Genomic DNA, 19,889 nt, shown 5'->3' on the forward strand with positions numbered 1-19,889 from the left:
GATAGTCCTTACAATCAGACCAGGTGGTCGAAGTTCAGATTTTCTTAACATAATTTACTTGTATTTGCTCTCAGCTGTCTACTAAAATGCAGACCCACGGACGATGCCTCTGCTGTCCCACCTTATTTTTCCTTCCAAGTTATATCTCCAAAAGGTTACCCATGATGACTTACCCGCCGCGCAATGTGCGCAAATCCGGCTTTACGCTCATCGAACTGCTGGTCGTGATTGCCATTATCGCAATTCTGATCGCCCTGCTTCTGCCCGCCGTGCAACAGGCCCGTGAAGCGGCCCGTCGCAGTCAATGTAAGAACAATCTGAAACAGATGGGCCTGGCGATCCACAACTACCACGACGTCTATCTCAAGTTTCCGATCGGTTCCCGTGCTCCGAATGACGGCCCTCACAACTGGCGTTTCGCTTTGCTGCCCTACATGGACCAGGCGAACATTTACGAACTGGCCAAGAACAGCCCGACCAGCGACGTTGATTTCTGGGAAGGGGGCGGCGGTGCTTACAATGGTGACACCCTGCTCTTCAAAGACAAAGTCATCACATCCATCTACATGTGCCCGTCCAGTTCTGATCCTGCTATCAGTTATGCCAACGGTGAACCACAACAGGGTTCTCAGTCGCATCAGTATGTCGGCATCATGGGTGCTTATCCCGACCCCGCTGCACGTACCAACGTTTCTTACGAAACACAATACAACAGTTTCGCCACGAACACCGGCTGCCTGCTGATCAACGAATGCAAGGGAATGCGGGACGTGACCGATGGTTCTTCGAACACCATCATCATCGCCGAACAGTCACGAATTTCCGCCAGCAATCCGACTCTGAAACGCTCCGATTATACGTCCGGCTGGGCGGGTACCAGCTATGCCGGCACGGTGACACAATGGATTGCTTCCGGCGCCGGTCAGCACCGCTTTGGTACGGGAGTGACCTCGGTATTTCACAGCCCGAACCCCAAATCAACGGGTAGCGAAGCCAACGCCCAGTGGGACTGGAATACTCCTCTGACCTCCTACCATACCGGCGGTGTGCACGTGCTGCTCTGTGACGGAGCTACCCGTTTCCTGAGCGACAATGCCGACCTGCTGCTGATTCAGAAACTCTGCGTCCGCGATGACGGCCAGACCGTCGGTGAATGGTAAGCGATCGCGGAGGTCAGTCTTCACATTTAATCCAGATCCATGCTGTGTGACGTATGTACGACCGATTCACATACGTCACACCTGATTGAGGAATTTTACAATGTTTCGTCTTACACTTTATTGTTCGCTGTTGGCGGGTGTCCTGCTGGGACAAAGCTGCTCGGGTGACCCGAATGCCCGACCGGCAGTCGAAATCTCGGGGACCGTCACCCTGGATGGCGCCCCTCTGAAACAGGCCAGCATCCAGTTTACCTCTTCCAAAACCGGAGAGAGCGCCTACACCAACCTCGATGACAATGGTCACTACTCGCTTTCATTTGCCCAGGCGGATGTCGGATCTGCGTATGAAGTGACCGTCAGCACGCCGGTCGTCGATGAAGAGAATGCGATGGCCCTGGCAGAGAAACCGCAGGAAAAATCGACCGTGAAGATTCCTGCCAAATACTCGAAACGGACCACCAGCGGCCTGATCGCCCAGGTCAATGAACCGGGCGCGAATACAGCTAATTTTGAGCTGAAGAGCAATTAACAGGCTCAACCAGTCGTATCCCTTCGCCTGCAGCAGTTTCCCCTCACTGCTGCAGGCATTTTTTTGAATTACCATTTTAATTAAGAAGTCTAAGAATCTCCGTTTCGTTCTGTTTCTGCAGCGGATATACTCGAAGTCTACGGTGATGAAACTTCAAACCCGCAGTTGGCTGTCATCATAAAGGATCCTCACATGAAACCGACTCTCGCCCCCCTCCTGCTTGCCTGTCTTGCTTTGCTGATCCCGAACCGTTCCGAAGCGGAACTGCAGGTCGGCGCTACAATCATGGATGTCACCCCCGTCAAGCTGCCTGTGCTCGTCAATGGCAGCATGCGGAGCCGGAGCGTCGATACCGTCTACACGAAAATCAATGCCCGGGCGATTGTTGTCGCTGATGGGGAAGAACGGCTGGCGATCGTGGTCGTCGACAGTTGTATGATGACGCGTCCTTTTCTGGATGAAGTCAAAAAACTGGCCGCACAGAAAACCAAAATCCCGGCTGATCACATGCTGATCTCGGCCACGCATGCCCACTCGGTCCCGGCCAGCATGGGCTGCCTGGGAACCAGTGCCGACCCCGAATACACACCCTTCCTCCGCGGCAAGCTGGTCGATGCCATCGTCGCTGCCGAAAAGAACCTCGAACCGGCTCAGATCGGCTGGGGCGTAGGAAACGCGGCCAAGTTCACGGCACTGCGTCGCTGGATTAAACGTCCCGATCGGATCAGCAACGATCCCTTCGGCAACCCGACCGTGCGAGCGACTATGCACGCCGGTCGCAACTGGGACGATGTGATCGGCGAATCCGGTCCCGAAGATCCCGATCTGTCGATAATCTCCTTCCAGTCGAAAGAGGGACGTCCGATCGCATTGCTGGCGAATTTTTCAATGCACTACTTTGGTGACCGTTCGTTGAGCGCCGATTATTTCGGTCTGTACTGTAACGGTCTGCAGAAAGAGATTGGCAAGAAGCTCCCCAAGGACGCACCCCAGTTCGTCGCGATCATGTCGCATGGCTGCAGTGGTGACATTTACCGCCGCGACTACACGAAGCCGCAGGATCAGTGGGCGTTTACGGATGACATCAACGAGTACTCCAGTGAACTGGTCAAGCTGACCCTGGGCGTTTACAAAAACATCGAATACCGGAAAGACGCCGATGTCGAGATGGCGGAAAACCGGACGCAGTTGAAATACCGGGTTCCCAACAAACAGCTGCTCGAATGGTCCCAGAAGATTGTCGAGAAGCTGGGCGACAAACTTCCCCAGACGCAGGAAGAGATCTATGCCCGCGAACAGATCATGCTGCACGAGCGGCAGTCGACCGAAGTTGTCACACAAGCACTCCGCATCGGCGACATTGCGATCGCGACCACTCCCAATGAAACTTATGCTCTGTCCGGTCTGAAAGTAAAAGGACAAAGCCCGCTGCCACAGACGATGGTCATCGAACTGGCCAACGGAGGCGACGGCTACATCCCGCCTCCCGAACAGCATCTGCTCGGCGGTTACAATACCTGGGCGGCCCGTTCGGCCGGACTCGAAGTTCTGGCGGAGCCCCGCATCGTGGAATCTGATATTGAACTGCTCGAGAAAGTTGCCAATCAACCCCGCCGCTTCTATCAGCAGAGTCGGGGCCCCGCTGTGGAAACGATCCTGGGATTTAAACCGGCTGCTTACTGGCGACTGGACGAATTCAACGGTCCGCGGGCCCGCGATCTGTCAGGCAACCAGCGGGACGGCATCTACGAACCGGCGATTGCCTACTTCCTGGAAGGTGCCCGTTCGAAGTCCTTCTGTACGGGAACCGAAACCAACCGGGCGGTCCACTTCGCCGGTAACCGTCTGCAGACCCGCGTGAATGATCTGGGCGATCAGTTCACGGTCTCACTCTGGATCTGGAACGGCATCCCGCTTGACGCCCGCGACATCAGCGGCTGGATGTTCTCCCAAGGGCCTAATCATGGGCTGGCCGCCTATGGTGATCACCTGGGTCTCGGTGGCAAACAACATCCGGGGAAACTGGTCTACATGAACGGCACCGATCGTAAGCTGCACGCTGGTAAGACCGAGGTCGAGCGCTGGACCTGGAATCATGTGGCACTTGTCCGTGACGGGAATTCGCTGACCGTCTATCTCAATGGTAAACCGGAAATCGAACTGGAGTCGAAGCCGGGTGCTGCAGGTGTTCAACTGGAACAGCTCTTCTTCGGGGGGCGGACGGATAACGACTCCAACTGGGAAGGCCGTCTGGATGAAATCGCGGTCTTCGATCGTGCTCTCAAAGCGGACGAAGTCAGCCAGCTGGCAAAGTAATCCGAGATCAGTCACTGTCTATTTACAGGTGTGATAACAAGCCCGGTCGAGCCTTCGATCGGGCTTTTCTATTGGGAACGGCCTGTTTTTTATCACAAAACGGCGGACAGACGCGTAGGAGAGGGTATAGACCGCTCGAATTACGGATTCTCCGCCGGGAGAGGGATTCCTGCATATTCACAGCCCGCGCGGGACTATATAATCAGAGGGAGTTCACGTCCTAATCATCTGATGTAATTGACTTTATCACATTTCCGTTCCCATTGGCTCAACCCATGACTGAACCTGACCTGTCGACAACAGACCGGAGACTGCGCCGGCTCTTTCTGCTGATCGTCATCGCCAGTTTCGTACTGACGCCGGTCGCGTCGCCGGATATCTGGTGGCAGTTGAGCCGGGGACAGACGGTCATGGCGGACCTATCGGCTCCGGGGCCGATCCTGGCTGCAGGCGATCCCGTCTCCGAAGCAGACTGGCTGGGCGGGCTCCCCTTTTTTCTCAGCTGGATGATTGCCGGCTTTTCGGGTCTGATGCTGCTGAAGTTTTTTGGCGTGGGGCTGTTGCTGTATCTCATGATGCGGCGCTATGAATCACAACTGAAGTGGGTCGCCTTTGCGCTGGTTCTGATCACACTGCTGGCTGCGAATACAGCCTGGCAACCGACGCCCCGGCTGCTGGATTGCTGGTTTGTCTTTTTGACCTGGATTGCAACGGCCCGCTGGAGCCAGTCACCCACGAAACAGAATGTAATCCTTGTACTGCTCTCCCTGGTCGCGTGGGCCAACCTGGCACCGCTCTGTCTGCTGGGAATCGGTGTGGTAGCGGTCGTCCCCTGGCTCTCCGGTATGCAGACCGAGCCAACCGTCACCCGCAAACAGGCGGGCCTGTTGTTCGCTTCAGCCGTGCTGGCACTGATGCTCACACCCCGGGGCTGGTACACTCTCTCTGATTCTCTGACACAACTGATCCCGGCGCTGTTTTATGCCCAGGATCTGCTGGCGACGACCGTCTGGCAGCCGGCCTTCGAACAGGGACTGACGATCGAAACAGTCGGTCTGGGAATCCTGACACTCGTGACCGCCTGCTATCTGATCTTTTACTCCACCGGCTGGATAGAAAGTGTGGCCTTTCTGGTGTTCGCGGTTCCCGCCTGGCTGAACGCCGATGCGGTGCCCCCCTGCTCAATCGGCATCGCCCTGCTACTGGGACGCAGCCTGGTAGCGCATCCCTATCCGATTCAGCTGCTGAAAGCCAAAGAATTCCTCTCCCCTGCAGTGGGGCGTCTACTGCTGATTGTCGGACTTTTCATTCTCAGCTGGAAAGCGGCTGCAGGTGCACTGCCTGGTCAGTCACAACGGCTGGGCTGGGGCGTCGATCCCGAGTTGGATATCACCCTGCTGGGACAAGCCATCGGTCCGCTCGACTACGAGGGGACCGCGCATTGTATGGACATCGCCTCCGCCGGCATGCTCAGCTGGATCAAAGCCGATCACAAAATTCGTCCCTACCTCACACACAGGCAGGCCCTGGTGCAGGGACGGTTATTTGATGAACTCTCGTTGAACCGAGAACTCGCGGACGGATGGATGCTGCAGAAGCCCCGGATTACCGGTGACTGGGGCGGCTGGTGGGTCCGCATGAAAGAACGGGACTGCCAGCTGCTGCTGATTCCTAACGGTGATACCCGCACCATTCGCGCCCTGGTCGAAAGTCGCTGGCAGCCGATGTCGGTTGACGCCTCTGTGATACCGTTTGGTTGGTCTGGAGAACTGCTCAGCAGTCCCCAGATTGTGAAACTGCTGCCCGTCAAAGAATTTTTGAACCGCAAACAGTGGACCTATTCCCTGCCCGATCCGAGCGGGACGCCAGAATGTGCCGACTGGTGGGGCATGCTGACCGGACTGCCCAATCTGAAGCCGGCGCTGCTGCAGGCGCGGACCTTTCGTGCCATGAAACTCTATACGGCTGCATTACGCGTGTTGCATCCCCTGCTGCAACATTACGATTCACCAGAAGTGAAACGTGAATTTGAGCTCTGCCAGAAAGAACTGGCTTTCCAGGAGCAACTGGATACCGGCGCGCCCAGCCAGTTGCGTCTGCAAGCCTGGCAGCAGACCAGACAGACGGATGAGTTCCCGCTCGCCCAGGCGGGGCCGGGATTCAAAGGAAATCACAGTCCGCCGGATTCGGTTTCACAACCCCTGGAAAGTGCCATTGAACAGTATACTCACGGGGACTGTTCGCAGGCGATCGCAGCCTTGACTGCTAATGACAGCGAGAGCCTGTATGCGAAAGCGCAGCTGCTGCTCGAATCAGGCGATCCAGATGCCGCAGCTGCGGTTTTTCGTGAATTGATTCAGCGACACCCCCAGGACCGGCTGGTCGTCCCCAGTCAGAACATGTTGGATTCACTGCCATGATCCGGAAGTACCCGTTTGTAATTCCATTGTCGATCCTGCTGCTGGCCTGCCTGTCAGGTGCCGCCCTGTATCTGCACGGATCACAGCAGACAACGGAGTTCGTTCCGCATGTACGTTCGACACACAAGCCGGTGCAGTCCCGTCAGTGCTGCGAGTGCCATGACAAATTCTGTCAACAGTTCGAGGGGGCTCCCCACCTGCGCACACTCAGAAAAGCCACCGATCCCGGTGTGCTGGAGAAGTTTGTCGACCGGGAAGTCACACTCAAAGAGAACGGGCACACGTATCGATTCTATCAAGAGGACGACGCGCTGTGGGTCGACTGCGACAGCTATCCCGCGCCGGTGCGGATTGACTGGGTCTTCGGATCCGGGATGCACGCCATGACACCGGTCTCCCTGTTTCCCAATGAGCAGGGAGAATCTGAACTGCTGCAGCACATCGTCTCCTGGTACCCCTCGGGCAAGCTGGGAATCACACTGGGCCTCCAGGAACTGGTTCACGAGCAGACCGGTATCAATGCGCTGGGCGAAGTCAGTTCCCATGCGAAGACACAGAACTGTTTTGGCTGTCATGCTGCCTGGCTGGGAGATACGCCAGGAGAAATCAAATCGTCCGACATCATCCCCGGTGTGTCGTGCGTGCGTTGTCATCTGAATGGCGAAGAACATATCAAGGCAGTCGAACGGGGTGAGAAGGATCTGAAACTGACGAAATGGAGCAATCTATCGCCGCTGGAATCGATCAACCGCTGTGGGGAATGCCATCGCCGGTTCGACCAGCTGGAGGCGGATGAGATTCATCCTGCCAACGAGCTGCTGTTCCGCTTTGCGCCGATCGGCATGTCTCAAAGTCCCTGTTTCATGAAACAGACGGACGTCAAACTCGCTGACGGCAAAACAGCACGCTTTGACTGCACGACCTGCCACAACCCACATCAGCAGGCGAGCCGGGATCCGGAGTACTATCGCCAGATCTGCCTGAACTGCCACAGTGATCTTAAGGACCACGCTCCGGTCTGCTCGAAAGAATCGATGCAAAGCCAGTGCCTGCAGTGTCATATGCCGGCAGTGGAAGTGCACGACAACCTTTCATTCACCGATCACTGGATTCGCGTCCGCGAGCGCGACAAAGAGCGCTTCCCGGAATTTCAATTGCAGCAGTCAAACTGATGTTGTCAGACGCTTCGTCAGCGACTACGATAGAGTACAGAATTCACTGAAAGGTAATTTGTGACTCAAAAACTACTGTCATTCCTGTTCGCCCTTGTGATTCTGGCCTGCCCACTCAACTGCATGCCAGCTGGCGCGGAGTCTGTAGAGAGCGACTCCAACAGTTGTTGCAGTCATTGTCAGTCACAGACTTCCAGTGATGCACCTCTGGCGCCGGAACATTCGCCTGCGGATTGTTGTCAGTGCTTCTGCTATGGAGCCATTCATGACAAAGCCAGCCAGGTGGATCTGTCTTCAATGACCTTTATCTGGATGATGCCGATTCTGTCAGATGCAGACTTATCTTTCATCCATAGCCACCAGTCGTCTGAACTGGTCCCATCTGCACCGCCCCCGCCGGCAGGTCGCGCTTTACGCTGTGCGCAGATGTCTTTTCTCTGCTGATGCGCTTCTGAATCAACGACGCTTCCGATTCATTCACTTTAGCATCTTATGTTCTGCTGCGCACTGAAACTGCTACTGGTGCTGCGCGGCAGATGATTCAGAAAAGACATCAATGATCCGTTTTTCACTGATTCCCTGGGAATATGGCATCCGGAATCTGTTCCGGCGCCCCCTGAGAACCCTGCTGACACTCACCGGCTTAACGACTGTGATCGTGCTGGTATTTGTGGTGGTCGGCTTCATTCGGGGACTCGAACACAGCCTGTCCGTCAGCGGTGATCCCGATGTCGCGATCCTGTTTTCACTGGGCATGGGGGAAAACCTCGAATACTCCTCGATCCCGATGCGCACCAGCGAACTGGTTGCTGCCAGTGTGGGTGGTATCAAAGAATTTCACGACCGAAAATACGCGTCCCCGGAACTGTATCTCGGGACACAAATCACGCTCCCCGGTCAACAGCGGACCGCGATGGGACTGGTGCGCGGTGTGACACCCGCGATTCTCCTGGTCCGGCGCCAGGTCGAACTCGAATCGGGCCGGTGGCCTGAACCAGGAGAGGTCCTCATCGGTCAGCTGGTAGCGACCAAACTGGGACTTTCTCCAGGGCAGTTAGCGGCTGGACAATCGATTCAGCTGGAAGGCCGCCCCTGGAAGATCAGCGGTACTTTCTCAGCGGGCGGGTCTGCGTTTGAATCGGAGATCTGGTGCCGCCTGGATGAACTGCAGCAGGCCATGAAACGGCAGGACCTGAGCCTGGTCGCCGTCACACTGAACTCCCCGGACGATTTCGCTGATCTGGATCTGTTCTGCAAAGAACGCCTGGATCTGGAACTCCAGGCAATCCGTGAAGTGTCTTATTACCAGGGGCTGAAGAAAGATTACGGTCCGATTCGCATGCTGGCCTGGCTGATTGTATTTCTGGTCTCCGGGGCCGGTGTATTTGCCGGCCTGAATACGTTGTATGGTGCGGTCGTCGGTCGCACCAGTGAACTGTCGACGCTGCAGACAATCGGCTTTGTCCGTCGGGCGATTGTGATCAGCCTGATCCAGGAAGGCATCCTGCTCTCGACCGCCGCCAGCCTGATCGCCGCTCTGATCGCGGTACTGTTGATCAACGGGGTCGCCGTCCGCTTTACGATGGGCGCGTTCTCGCTGCAGATCGACACCGTTTCTCTACTCATCGGCTCAGGAGTCGGTATTCTGCTGGGTCTGCTGGGGGCGATTCCCCCTGCGTTACGCGCGCTCCGACTGCCGATCGTCGAGGGTCTCAAATCTGTTTAGTTACACAAATTGTTAACCTGTTAAACCTGTTTTTTAAAGGATTGAATTCGATGAAACGAGTAATTCTCCCCAGCCTGTTCCTTTCCGCGTTGACCTGTTTTGCCGTCGGTTGCGGTCAGGGGGCTTCCGAGCAAAGTGCCTCCACCGACTCCGCTGCTCCTGCGGAGACTTCCGCTACCGATACCGCACCAGCGTCGGAGATCATATTGACGAGTGAACCGGCTGGTGCGAAAGAAGTCATCGCGGCCCGCGAGTCTGCGAAAGACGAAGAAGAAGTAATCGTCGTGGGTCGCATTGGCGGCAGCGAAAACCCCTGGGTCGACGGGCGAGCCGCTTTTTCAATCGTCGATAATTCCCTGAAGGCCTGCAGCGATATTCCGGGCGACGGCTGTGAAAAACCCTGGGACTACTGCTGCGAAACCGACAAGCTGCCTGGTGCGACCGCCCTGGTCAAATTCGTCGATGCAGACGGAGCGTTAATCAAGGAAGATGCCCGTAAGCTGCTGAATCTGAAAGAACTGCAGACCGTCGTCGTCAAAGGAAAAGCCAAACGGGACGATTCCGGGAATCTGACCGTCTACGCCAACCAGGTTTTTGTACGGAAGTAAAGCATGTCTCAAGTTGATTTATCCCAACTCGCCCTGGATCGCAGTGCGCCCTCCCGTTTACGAGGGCACACGCGGTTCCGGATGCTCACGCGGTATCTACTGCCTGGCACTCTGCTGGTCGGTTTTGCCGCGCTGATACTTTATGCCAGCCGCGATCTGATTTTTCCTCCTCGCCCTGTGACCGTAATGCCGGTGATCGTTTCTGAGGCCCAGGTCCGCCACGCCGGTACGCCCCTGTTTCAGGCAGCCGGTTGGGTGGAGCCGCGGCCGACACCGATCCGGGTAGCAGCCCTGGCTCCCGGTGTGGTAGAGGAACTGCTGGTGGTTGAAGATCAGAAAGTCAAACAGGGAGAACCGATCGCCCAACTGGTGAAAGTGGATGCCGAACTGGCATTGAAGAATACGATCGCCACAGAAAAGCTGCGAGAGGCAGAGTTGCAACAGGCCAAAGCAACTCTGAAAGCGGCTGAGGTGCGACTGTCACAGCCGGTGCATCTGGAAGCGGTGCTCAGTTCCGCGCAGGCAGAACTGGCAAAGATTCAGACCCAGTTGAAGAATCTGCCTTTCATGACCCGCCGCGCCAAAGCCGATCACGAATTTGCCCGGTTGGATCATCAGCGCAAAAAAGCGGCCAAAGGGGCGGTCACACAGAGGAGTATCGATGAATCGCTCACCCAGGTAGAATCGACCGCAGCCGCTTATGAAGAACTGATGGACCGCAAGGCTTCTCTGATTGCCGAACAGACTGCCCTGCAGGCACGTTGCCAGGCTCTGCAGACCGAGCTGAAACTGTTGACGTCCGAGCGCAAAGCCCGGGACGAGGCGCAGGCGCAGGTGGCAGCGGCAGCGGCCCGCCTGGAGCAGTCCCAGGTGGCCGTTGATCAGGCGCGACTGACTCTGGACCGAATGACGATCAAAGCTCCGGTCGCGGGGCGCGTTTATCAGCTCGTGGCGCATCCGGGTGCGAGTGTGGGAAACATGCTGACTCAGATGACCAAATTCGATGGCAGCACGGTCGTCACCATGTACCGCCCCGAGTGGTTGCAGATCCGCGTGGATGTCCGCTTCGAGGACATCCCCAAGGTGACACTGAACCAGCCGGTACAGATTGATAATCCCGCGCTGAGTGAGCCTGTCACCGGAAGCGTTCTGTTTATCAGCTCGGAAGCAGATATTCAGAAGAACACGCTGCAGGTCAAAGTCAAAATTGATAAACCCTCGCCGCTGCTCAAACCGGAAATGCTGGTGGATGTCACCTTCCTGGCACCACAACATGAGCAGACCGAAGAAGAACAGGACCGCGAATCACGAATTTTCATCCCCCGGAAGATGGTGCAACAGAATGCGGACGGACAACCCTGTGTCTGGATTGCTGACCAGAGTCGCCGAATCGCCCGGCAGCAGACCATCGCAACCAGTTCACAATCCACAGGACCGCTTATCGAGGTGACACAGGGCCTGAATCTATCGAGCCGCCTGATTTCTTCACCCACCACAGAACTGCAACCGGGGAGCCGGATCAGAATTACCGGCGAATCCGATCACGAAGGAAACTGAAGATGCCACTGGTAGAAATCCACAATCTGACAAAACAGTACCACAAGGGGGGCGAGACGATCACGCCTCTGGACGAGGTCTCGCTCGACATAGAGCAGGGCGAATTCCTGTCCCTGATGGGATCGAGCGGCACCGGAAAATCGACGCTGCTAAACCTGATCGCCAGCATCGATCGCCCCGATTCCGGCACGATCATCGTGGACGGGGTTGAGATTACGTCGCTGTCACGTTCCCAACTGGCTCACTGGCGGGCCGCGCACCTGGGTTATATTTTTCAGACGCACAACCTGGTGCCGGTGCTGACTGCTTATGAGAATGTTGAGCTGCCGCTGTTACTGTTGCCCCTGTCGCGGAGCGAACGGCGCAAACGGGTGGAAGTCGCGCTGGAAGCAGTTGACCTTCTGGACCGAGCCGACCATTACCCGCGTCAGATGTCCGGGGGACAGGAGCAGCGGGTGGGGATTGCCCGGGCGATCGTCAAGCATCCGCTGATTGTGGTCGCGGACGAGCCAACGGGGGACCTGGACCCGGAAACGTCGGATCAGATCCTGAACCTGCTCAAACGCCTGAATCGGGAGTTGGACATCACCATGTTGATGGTCACTCACGATGCGGAAGCTGCAACGGTCGCGGACCGGCAATTTTACCTCGACCATGGCAAGCTGGTACAGAGGCATCATGAGCAAGCGACGACTCTGGCAGGATCGGGCACCGGTATTGAGGAGACGCCATGAAACTGCTGGGATATATTGTGAAATCATTGTGGGGGCACCGTTCTCGGACGATGCTGACTGTGGCCGGCTCCGCGGTGGCGCTGTTTGTGTTCTGCTTCATCCAGTCTATTCAGGAAGGGATGCGCGATCTCAGGCAACGGCAGGAAGCGAACGGCTCGTTGATCGTCTTTCAAGCGAATAAATTCTGTCCGGCCACCAGTCACCTGCCCCAGGATTACGACCAGCAGATCAGCAAATTCAACGGCGTCAAAGATGTGGTTCCGATTCAGGTCTTTACCAACAACTGCCGGGCGAGCCTGGACGTGGTCGTGTTTTACGGCGTGCCTCCTCAAAAACTGCGGACTGCACGGGACTTTGAATTTCTCAAGGGAGACTGGAACGAATTCGAGACACACCAGGATGCGGCGATCGTGGGCCAGGCGTTCGCAGCGCGGCGGGATATCGAGGTAGGCGATAAATTTTCGATCGGTGATTTGTCGGTGAATGTAGCCGGCATCTATCGTTCGGACAACCCGGCTGAGGAAAATTACATCTACAGCCATTTGGAATTTCTGCAGCGGCGACAGGGGGCGAACCTGGTGGGTACGGTGACGCAGCTGGAAGTGCTCCTGCAGCCGGGAGCGGATCAGGAAGCGATCAGTAACCAGATTGATGAACTCTATCGAGCCGGACCCGTAGAAACCAATACCCGTTCGAAAGGGGTCTTCCAGGCGAAGAGCCTGGGGGATCTTTCCCAACTGATTGAAATGGCACACTACCTGGGCCTGGCCTGTGTGGGACTGGTGCTGGCCCTGGTTGCCACCACGACGCTGATGTCGGTGGAAGATCGGATTCAGGAACACGCAGTGTTGCGGACGCTTGGCTTTTCCGGCTTTAAGGTTTTTGGCGTAGTACTGGCGGAAAGTACGCTGCTAAGCCTGGCAGGGGGAATTCTGGGAGTGGGAATCGCCTTGATTACGCTCAAACTCAGCAGTCTGTCAGTCGGGGCCGAGGCAGTGACTGTCGCGTTTATCCCCTCGTACCGGCTGGCGGGTATCGGCCTGCTGCTCGCGCTGGTCACGGGAGTGTTCGCGGGGGTCGTGCCGGCCTGGTATGCTTCACGCACCGAGATCGTACCGGCCCTGCGAAGTGTGTAGTCTGCCGGAAGAGAAACGGAATCAGGTGAGCCCCGGAATGGGTTCCCCTTCGTAGATGTAGTGCGGCCGGTCCACATCATCCTGCCAGTAGGCGGTCTGAGGGAGGCCTAATGCACGATAGATAGTAGCGGCAAAATTTTCTGGTTTCTGAGGCTGATCGATGGGGAAGCCGCCAATCTTGTCGGTCTTACCGATGACGCGTCCCCCTTTGACTCCCCCGCCGGCCAGCAGGATGGACTGCGTGGCCCCCCAGTGATCCCGCCCCGGCAGGGCGTAGACTTTGGCCAGCTGAGAAATTTTAGGGGTGCGTCCGAATTCGCTGCACATCACCACCAGGGTATTTTTGAGTTGACCGCTCTCGTGCAGGTCATCCAGCAGTGCAGAGACGGCCCGGTCTGTCGGAGGCAGCAGATTATCTTTGAGGTGCGGGAACATATTGCCGTGCGTGTCCCAGGATTCGTTATTTCCCAGATTGACCTGTACCAGATTAACACCCGTCTCTACCAATCGTCGCGCCATGAGCATCGACCAGCCAAAGGAGTTTTTGCCGTAACGTTCCTGGATTTTGTCATCCGCACTGGTGACGTCCATCGCGTAATGCACTTTGTCATCGTTCAACAGGGAAATGGCGGCGCTGCGATAGCGATCAAAGCTTTCGACCTGACCGGCGTTATCGAGCATCTGCCGCTGCTGTCCGAGTTCTTTGAGCAGCTGGATGCGATTGTGCATGCGGCTGTGTGTCATGCCCTGTGAAAGCTTGAGGTGCGGCGTCTTGAAGATCCGCTGATCTTTCCCGCCCCGTTCCTGGTGATCAAAGGCGTAATCGGGAAAAGCGCCGTAAGACTGCGCGTTGAACGGTGAAGCTTCGATAATCCAGGGATCACGATTCGAGCCCATGCGTCCGGCGAACTGCCCCGGGATGACCCGACCGGTACGATGCACAATCTTGTCGGGCAGCACGATCGCGGGAGGCAGGTTGGTCCGCGAGCGGAGTACGTCACCGGCAATCGCTGCGATGGAGGGATGATCGGTGGTCATCGGACGTCCCGGATTGAATCCGGTGGGAATATCCGAACGCCCGGTCAGCATGATATGGTGTCCCATCGAATGCTCGTTCGTGCCATGCGACAACGTACGGCAGACGGACCAGAGATGGCTGCGCTGCGCGAGCATGGGCAAGTGTTCTGAGATCTGCACACCCGGAGTACGTGTGGCGATCGGTTCAAACTCGCCGCGAATTTCCGCGCTGGCATTCGGCTTCATGTCGAAGCTCTCATGCTGCGAGAGTCCGCCGGAAAGGAAGATGAAGATACAGGACTTCGCGGTGCGATGCTTTGTCGGACCGGCAGCCTGCGCCCGCAGGGCATCCAGATGGTTGATCCCCATTCCCAGCAGACTGACTGAGCCGACTTCAATGGCGGTCCGGCGAGTCATCAGAGGATGGCGGGGGGAATTGTGGGCAGGCATGGTAACTCTCCTGAATCCAAGAGATCATCTCGTCAAGCGCAAGCTGTGATTCCAGTGTACCTTATATCACATCAATATAATTTAATGTGATCGGCATTGAAAGTCCAATTGAAACAAATTCCTCAATCTCTGTTTTTATGATTTCGTAAATCTCAGAATTGCCGATGACGGCAAAATTTTTTCCCCCCTGATTTCCAGCAGATTCTGCTGATCGAGGATGAATAACATGAACTTGCCTCAAATTTTGATTGACGATCGACGATAAGCCATATATGCTCTTGCCGTACTGATTCCCTCCCCATTCACCTGGTGGTGGCCGCGTGTGACTCGCTGAAAGAAGTCACTTTTTAGAATCATTGTGTTTTTCTTCTCAAGACCTGTATAGGAATCCGGGTCTGATACTCAAGGATGATTGTGGGCTCTTTCTGCGCCCTCAACTGCGCGCTGTGATGCGCAAGGAGAAATCAATGAACCAGTATCTGACCGATCGTGAGCAGAACATTCTGGATTATATCACTCGCGAAATAGATCGGACGGGAATCTCCCCGTCGGTACAGCAAATCGCCTCTGAATTTGCCATCCCTTCCCCGAATCGCGTGACCCGTTATCTGAATGCGCTGGAAGGCAAAGGCTGGATCACCAGTCATACCAGTGCCTCAGGCGGCATTGCGCTGATTGAGAATGATCGGAATTACCGTCTTTCCATCTGTGGTGATGTGGAAGAGGGACGGATTGCCTTCAAAAAACGCCTGTAGCATTTCCTATTCTGACGGAGTGCTGACGTCAGGAAATGCCTGTTTTCGAAACAGTTTTACACTGATCCGGTAAAATCGAGGGACGTCCGGCGAATTTCTTAATTTTCTTTTGTTTTCAGCCGATTCTTCTATTCAAACGCCTTGCATTGGTGTACGCTTATGCGAGAGGTAACCTGTTTCAGGTGCCTGCGTTAAAACATTGTTTGAATTCAGCGAAAGGGAGCATTGATGCTCAGGCTTGAAGATCAGTCAATTCAATTATGCGATCGCATGCCCCGCCGCTCTTTCATGCAGATTGGCGGCCTGGCGATGGGCGGGCTTTCCCTGCCCCAGATTCTCAAAGCGCAGGAGCAGAGTGGTCAGCGATCTTCCCATAAAGCCGTGATCATGATCTTCCTGGCCGGTGGTCCGCCACACCAGGATATGTTCGACCTGAAACCAGATGCGCCTGATGAAATCCGTGGTGAATTCAAACCGATCGACACCAGCGTGCCGGGTATTCAGATCAGCGAACTGATGCCCCGCGTAGCGAGTATGATGGACAAGTTTTCGATCATCCGTTCGCTGACAGGCGCCGAAGGGCGTCATGATTCGTTTGAATGTTGTACCGGTCATCATTTCCGCAGCGCACAGCCTCAGGGGGGCTGGCCTTCCCTGGGATCGGCGCTCTCCCGAGTTGCGGGTCCCGTGAACCCGACGGTGCCTCCTTACATCGATCTGTCACATACGATGGCCCACGATCCCTGGAACATCAAAGGCTCCGGATTTCTGGGGCTGGAACATGCGCCGTTCCGTCCGGATGGTCGCGTGATGGAAAACATGACCCTGAATTCGATCAATAAAGGACGTCTCTCCGAGCGGTCGCGACTGCTGGAGGATCTCGACCGTTTCCGCAGAACTTCGGAAACCGGCCTGACGGACGGCACCTACGATGGCTATACGAAGCAGGCACTGGAAGTCCTCTCTTCCTCACGACTGGTGGAAGCGCTGGATCTGGAAAAAGAAGATCCCAAAGTGCGGGCCCGCTACGGGAAAGATGACCCGAAAGTCCTCAGCTACAAACTGGAGATGGGCTACCAGGCGATCATGTCCCGTTTTCTGCTGGCCCGGCGGGCTGTGGAAGCAGGTGCACGCTGTGTAACCTGCAGCTTCGCTCACTTTGACTGGCACGGCAATAACTTTGGCTTTGCCCGCAAGGTCGTTCCCCTGCTCGACCAGGGAGTCGCGGCCCTGGTACAGGACCTGCATGACCGGGGAATGGACAAGGACGTGACGGTGCTGGTCTGGGGTGAATTCGGACGCACGCCGAAGATCAACAAAAACGCCGGCCGCGATCACTGGCCCCGCGTGCATGCCGCCCTGATGGCCGGTGGTGGGATGAAAACCGGACAGGTGATCGGCTCCACCAACCGACTGGGTGAAGAGGCGGTCGATCGGCCTGTGCACATGCAGGAAGTCTTTGCTACGCTGTACCACAACCTGGGTATCGATGTGGCGTCAACGACCATTGAAGACAACAACGGGCGTCCCCAGTATCTGATCGATCAGCAGGCCCCGATCCGGGAACTGGTCTGAAGCAGTTCCACATTCAGATCGAGTCTGCTTATCCGTTTCAGCGCGTGTTCTGTTTTTTGCTCACCTTGCAAACTTACGGAACAAAGTTCGTTGTTTCTCTGCCGTCAGCGGTTCCCAGTTGCAGATAGACGCGGGAACTCATATTTTCGCTGAGGAACCGGACGGCACCATCTCCAAAGCCGAAGTGGGCGCCCCCTTCGTGGTCCGAACCTGCTGACTGATAGAAACCATTGTTTAAACCGCCGGCGGTACCGCCTGAAATCCCAGTATCAAACATCGTGGCGACTCCCCCGGCAGCCCAGCAGTCCTGGCTGGCTTTGGGAGCACTGGTGCCGTGCAGTTTCTGCAGTTCACCGGCCATGATGGTATTCGATGTGCCATCGTCAACATCGCGTATCGCGGTATCACTGTTGACGGAGAACATTCCCAGAAAGGCACCACTGCCGCCTCCGAACGTTCCGATCAGGGAATCGGTACGATGTGTCAGGTGAAAGAAGTCTCCATCGGCCCAGCCATTCCCCCCGCCGATACAGGTTCCATAATCGGAGCCCCCTTTGACCAGACGGTTGGCCGGTAAAGCAGAGCCCGCCACCGGATTTTCTCCCAGCATGATCCTGTCATCGATTTTTCGTACCTTGCTGCGGCGGGTCGGACAGTAGAAGAGATGAATATCAGTTTCAGCCAGACTGCGGTTCCCCATGACGTTGGTATTGAAATTCCATTTGTTATAGATCGCTGCCTGATCCACATAGGGGAGAATCTGTAACATCCAACTGGTACCGTGGTAGCCGGTCCCGGGTGTCTTGCCTGCATCTCCCCAGACGTTATAGGCGGAAGACGTCGTGGTGGTTGCAATTGCCCCCGGCGGAAACAGGCCATGGGTTTCATGGTAGTTATGCAGGGCAAGAGCCAGCTGTTTCATGTTGTTTTTACAGGTGCTGCGGCGGGCCGCCTCCCGCGCCTGCTGCACGGCTGGAAGTAGCAGCGAGATCAGGATGGCGATAATGGCAATCACCACCAGCAGTTCGATGAGGGTAAAACCCCGTTTTTGATAGCGCATTACAAAGCCCTTTAGATAAAAAAAGAAATGAATATGAGCAGAATGCAAATGTTTTATCTAAAAAGAAAATCTCTCCTGTTCAGTCGGTTGTCTGAGGCGGGATTCCTTCTGTCGTGTTATTTGGATGACAAATCAAAATTAATTTCATTATCTCCGGATTTGACAACGGCAGTCAGTTCGGTCTCGTCACTGTAATTGGGAGGAATGGTCTCTTTCTCATTGACCAGCTTACTGACGACCACTTTATGGTCTCCCAGTGCGGCTCCTTTTTCATCACGGATATAGACTAGTTCATACTTACCGGCACTGTCTGTTTTAGCAGACGAAGCGCGGATTTTTTCCGGCATGAAAGTGACATTGGCATCTGCCAGAGGGGCACCATCGAGTGTGATTGTTCCCGTTACATTGCCCAAATCCGGTGCGTCACTACCACCGCACGCGGAGCACAGAATCATGACTCCCAGACACAAACCGGCTGACCAGATTAATTTTAATTTCTGCATGTTTGCTTATTCCTTTCAGACAGAATTCAATCTCTTTTGAATGCGGACAGACACAGAGCTGATTTCGGAACTCTGTGCCTGCCTGTCAGACTTGTCAGTTTAAATTAAGTCAACGGATTAAAATTCGCCGGGAACTTTATTCCCGTCGGCAGTCCCAATGCGGTTAAAGGTGGTGTTATCAATGTTCTCACTGATAAACCGGACCGAACCATCGGCCATACCAAAGTGGGCGCCCCCTTCGTGGTCGCTGCCGGGCGCTTCGTACTGCCCGCCATTGATGCCCTTATTGTTACCGCTTCCATTCTCGGCACTGCTGCCCGCAGTATCGGTATCAAAGATGTTTGCGACGCCTCCCGAAGCCCAGCCGTCCAGACTCAAAGTGGCATTACTGCCTCGCAGACGCTGCATTTCGCCGGTCATCAGGGTGTTGCTGGTACCGTCCTTGACGTCACGAATCTGCGTGTCACTGTTGGGATAGAAAATCCCCAGATGTCCGCCGGATAACGTTCCCATCCATTCGCTACTGGCACCGACCCCCAACGATTCATGACCAGTTCCGGCAAAACCATCGCCGAAACCGTTGCCAGAGCCTTTACATCCGCCGTAATCATTGCCACCTTTCTGGAACGGATTGGTGATCGTGGTGGAACCGGGGGTCTCATTCAACTGCAGCTTCTGATCGACTTTGCGAACTTTGCTGCGGCGAGTGGGGCAGTAAAAAATGGGAATATCCGTTTCGGCGATGGCCCGGTTACCCATCACGTTGGTATTGAAATTCCATTTGTTGTAAATGTTGGCCTGATCCACAAAGGGCAGGATCTGCAACATCCAGCTGGTGCCATGGTAACTGACAGGAGACATGTTTCCCGCTTCCATCCAGTCACGCCAGCGAACTGTATTTCCACTTCCCCCATTGGTCAAAGTGACGATTGAACCTGGAGGGAACGCACCATGCGTCTCATGATAGTTATGCAGCCCCAGTCCGATCTGTTTCAGGTTGTTTTTACAAGTACTGCGCCGTGCTGCTTCGCGCGCTGACTGCACTGCCGGCAATAACAGGGCAATCAGGATCGCGATAATGGCGATCACGACCAGCAGTTCAATCAATGTAAAGCCTTTCTTTAATCTCCACTCGTTTGTCATTTGCATAATGCCTCCCGCACTCAGGAAA

At 55.6% G+C, this 19,889-nt stretch carries 16 protein-coding genes; 12 read left to right on the top strand and 4 right to left on the bottom strand.

The window, feature by feature from the left end; translation table 11 throughout:
- Positions 1-161: 161 nt before the first annotated feature.
- From Enr10x_RS15920 to Enr10x_RS15965, 10 genes are all read left to right on the top strand, one after another.
- The gene (locus Enr10x_RS15920) at positions 162-1,160 is read left to right on the top strand and encodes a DUF1559 domain-containing protein (protein ID WP_232093027.1); all 999 of its coding nucleotides are present in this window, start codon (positions 162-164) and stop codon (positions 1,158-1,160) included.
- 100 nt (positions 1,161-1,260) lie between these two features.
- Positions 1,261-1,689, top strand: a complete 429-nt coding sequence (locus Enr10x_RS15925) for a carboxypeptidase-like regulatory domain-containing protein (protein ID WP_145109735.1) — start codon at positions 1,261-1,263, stop codon at positions 1,687-1,689.
- A 192-nt stretch (positions 1,690-1,881) separates the two neighbouring features.
- Positions 1,882-4,005 carry a neutral/alkaline non-lysosomal ceramidase N-terminal domain-containing protein gene (locus Enr10x_RS15930; RefSeq protein ID WP_145450649.1) on the top strand — a complete coding sequence of 708 codons (2,124 nt, stop codon included), beginning with the start codon at positions 1,882-1,884 and terminating at the stop codon, positions 4,003-4,005.
- Positions 4,006-4,280: 275 nt separating this feature from the next.
- Complete coding sequence (locus Enr10x_RS15935; RefSeq protein ID WP_145109742.1) at positions 4,281-6,425, top strand: tetratricopeptide repeat protein; 2,145 nt, start codon at positions 4,281-4,283, stop codon at positions 6,423-6,425.
- Complete coding sequence (locus tag Enr10x_RS15940) at positions 6,422-7,597, top strand: multiheme c-type cytochrome (RefSeq protein WP_145450650.1); 1,176 nt, start codon at positions 6,422-6,424, stop codon at positions 7,595-7,597. Before Enr10x_RS15935 ends, Enr10x_RS15940 begins: the two co-directional genes overlap by 4 nt.
- A gap of 556 nt (positions 7,598-8,153) precedes the next feature.
- Complete coding sequence (locus Enr10x_RS15945; RefSeq protein ID WP_145450651.1) at positions 8,154-9,323, top strand: ABC transporter permease; 1,170 nt, start codon at positions 8,154-8,156, stop codon at positions 9,321-9,323.
- 50 nt (positions 9,324-9,373) lie between these two features.
- Positions 9,374-9,931: a hypothetical protein gene (locus Enr10x_RS15950; protein WP_197997238.1), complete on the top strand. Its 558-nt coding sequence runs from the start codon at positions 9,374-9,376 to the stop codon at positions 9,929-9,931.
- Between the two features lie 3 nt (positions 9,932-9,934).
- The gene (locus tag Enr10x_RS15955; protein WP_145450652.1) at positions 9,935-11,488 is read left to right on the top strand and encodes an efflux RND transporter periplasmic adaptor subunit; all 1,554 of its coding nucleotides are present in this window, start codon (positions 9,935-9,937) and stop codon (positions 11,486-11,488) included.
- Positions 11,489-11,490: 2 nt separating this feature from the next.
- Positions 11,491-12,222 carry an ABC transporter ATP-binding protein gene (locus tag Enr10x_RS15960; protein ID WP_145450653.1) on the top strand — a complete coding sequence of 244 codons (732 nt, stop codon included), beginning with the start codon at positions 11,491-11,493 and terminating at the stop codon, positions 12,220-12,222.
- Positions 12,219-13,358, top strand: a complete 1,140-nt coding sequence (locus Enr10x_RS15965) for an ABC transporter permease (protein ID WP_145450654.1) — start codon at positions 12,219-12,221, stop codon at positions 13,356-13,358. Before Enr10x_RS15960 ends, Enr10x_RS15965 begins: the two co-directional genes overlap by 4 nt.
- Before the next feature lie 21 nt (positions 13,359-13,379).
- On the opposite strand, the gene Enr10x_RS15970 is transcribed toward Enr10x_RS15965, so the two are convergent.
- Positions 13,380-14,825 (bottom strand): DUF1501 domain-containing protein, encoded by a 1,446-nt coding sequence (locus tag Enr10x_RS15970; RefSeq protein ID WP_145450655.1) that lies wholly within the window; start codon positions 14,823-14,825, stop codon positions 13,380-13,382.
- A gap of 467 nt (positions 14,826-15,292) precedes the next feature.
- Here Enr10x_RS15970 and Enr10x_RS15975 point away from each other — a divergent pair, with 467 nt between their 5' ends.
- Together Enr10x_RS15975 and Enr10x_RS15980 are read left to right on the top strand one after the other, a co-directional pair.
- Positions 15,293-15,580 carry a LexA family protein gene (locus Enr10x_RS15975; RefSeq protein WP_197994591.1) on the top strand — a complete coding sequence of 96 codons (288 nt, stop codon included), beginning with the start codon at positions 15,293-15,295 and terminating at the stop codon, positions 15,578-15,580.
- A gap of 228 nt (positions 15,581-15,808) precedes the next feature.
- Positions 15,809-17,155: a DUF1501 domain-containing protein gene (locus tag Enr10x_RS15980; RefSeq protein ID WP_197997239.1), complete on the top strand. Its 1,347-nt coding sequence runs from the start codon at positions 15,809-15,811 to the stop codon at positions 17,153-17,155.
- A gap of 73 nt (positions 17,156-17,228) precedes the next feature.
- On the opposite strand, the gene Enr10x_RS15985 is transcribed toward Enr10x_RS15980, so the two are convergent.
- The 3 genes from Enr10x_RS15985 to Enr10x_RS15995 form a co-directional block, all read right to left on the bottom strand.
- Positions 17,229-18,215, bottom strand: coding sequence for a DUF1559 domain-containing protein (locus Enr10x_RS15985; RefSeq protein ID WP_145450656.1), 987 nt, complete (start codon positions 18,213-18,215; stop codon positions 17,229-17,231).
- Positions 18,216-18,331: 116 nt separating this feature from the next.
- Positions 18,332-18,718 carry a carboxypeptidase-like regulatory domain-containing protein gene (locus tag Enr10x_RS15990; protein WP_145450657.1) on the bottom strand — a complete coding sequence of 129 codons (387 nt, stop codon included), beginning with the start codon at positions 18,716-18,718 and terminating at the stop codon, positions 18,332-18,334.
- A 117-nt stretch (positions 18,719-18,835) separates the two neighbouring features.
- On the bottom strand, positions 18,836-19,861 hold the full coding sequence (locus Enr10x_RS15995) for a DUF1559 domain-containing protein (RefSeq protein WP_197997635.1): 1,026 nt from the start codon (positions 19,859-19,861) through the stop codon (positions 18,836-18,838).
- Positions 19,862-19,889: the final 28 nt, after the last annotated feature.

The sequence above is a fragment of the Gimesia panareensis genome (assembly GCF_007748155.1).
Taxonomy (GTDB): domain Bacteria; phylum Planctomycetota; class Planctomycetia; order Planctomycetales; family Planctomycetaceae; genus Gimesia; species Gimesia panareensis.

Bases quoted from the DNA above. Each gene is read 5' to 3' on its own strand.
- Enr10x_RS15930 (WP_145450649.1), top strand. From the start codon at position 1,882: ATGAAACCGACTCTCGCCCCCCTCCTGCTTGCCTGTCTTGCTTTGCTG.
- Enr10x_RS15965 (WP_145450654.1), top strand. From the start codon at position 12,219: ATGAAACTGCTGGGATATATTGTGAAATCATTGTGGGGGCACCGTTCT.
- Enr10x_RS15920 (WP_232093027.1), top strand. From the start codon at position 162: ATGATGACTTACCCGCCGCGCAATGTGCGCAAATCCGGCTTTACGCTC.
- Enr10x_RS15960 (WP_145450653.1), top strand. From the start codon at position 11,491: ATGCCACTGGTAGAAATCCACAATCTGACAAAACAGTACCACAAGGGG.
- Enr10x_RS15995 (WP_197997635.1), bottom strand. From the start codon at position 19,861: ATGACAAACGAGTGGAGATTAAAGAAAGGCTTTACATTGATTGAACTG.
- Enr10x_RS15925 (WP_145109735.1), top strand. From the start codon at position 1,261: ATGTTTCGTCTTACACTTTATTGTTCGCTGTTGGCGGGTGTCCTGCTG.
- Enr10x_RS15990 (WP_145450657.1), bottom strand. From the start codon at position 18,718: ATGCAGAAATTAAAATTAATCTGGTCAGCCGGTTTGTGTCTGGGAGTC.
- Enr10x_RS15955 (WP_145450652.1), top strand. From the start codon at position 9,935: ATGTCTCAAGTTGATTTATCCCAACTCGCCCTGGATCGCAGTGCGCCC.
- Enr10x_RS15950 (WP_197997238.1), top strand. From the start codon at position 9,374: ATGAAACGAGTAATTCTCCCCAGCCTGTTCCTTTCCGCGTTGACCTGT.
- Enr10x_RS15970 (WP_145450655.1), bottom strand. From the start codon at position 14,825: ATGCCTGCCCACAATTCCCCCCGCCATCCTCTGATGACTCGCCGGACC.
- Enr10x_RS15935 (WP_145109742.1), top strand. From the start codon at position 4,281: ATGACTGAACCTGACCTGTCGACAACAGACCGGAGACTGCGCCGGCTC.
- Enr10x_RS15975 (WP_197994591.1), top strand. From the start codon at position 15,293: ATGAACCAGTATCTGACCGATCGTGAGCAGAACATTCTGGATTATATC.
- Enr10x_RS15945 (WP_145450651.1), top strand. From the start codon at position 8,154: ATGATCCGTTTTTCACTGATTCCCTGGGAATATGGCATCCGGAATCTG.
- Enr10x_RS15940 (WP_145450650.1), top strand. From the start codon at position 6,422: ATGATCCGGAAGTACCCGTTTGTAATTCCATTGTCGATCCTGCTGCTG.
- Enr10x_RS15980 (WP_197997239.1), top strand. From the start codon at position 15,809: ATGCTCAGGCTTGAAGATCAGTCAATTCAATTATGCGATCGCATGCCC.
- Enr10x_RS15985 (WP_145450656.1), bottom strand. From the start codon at position 18,215: ATGCGCTATCAAAAACGGGGTTTTACCCTCATCGAACTGCTGGTGGTG.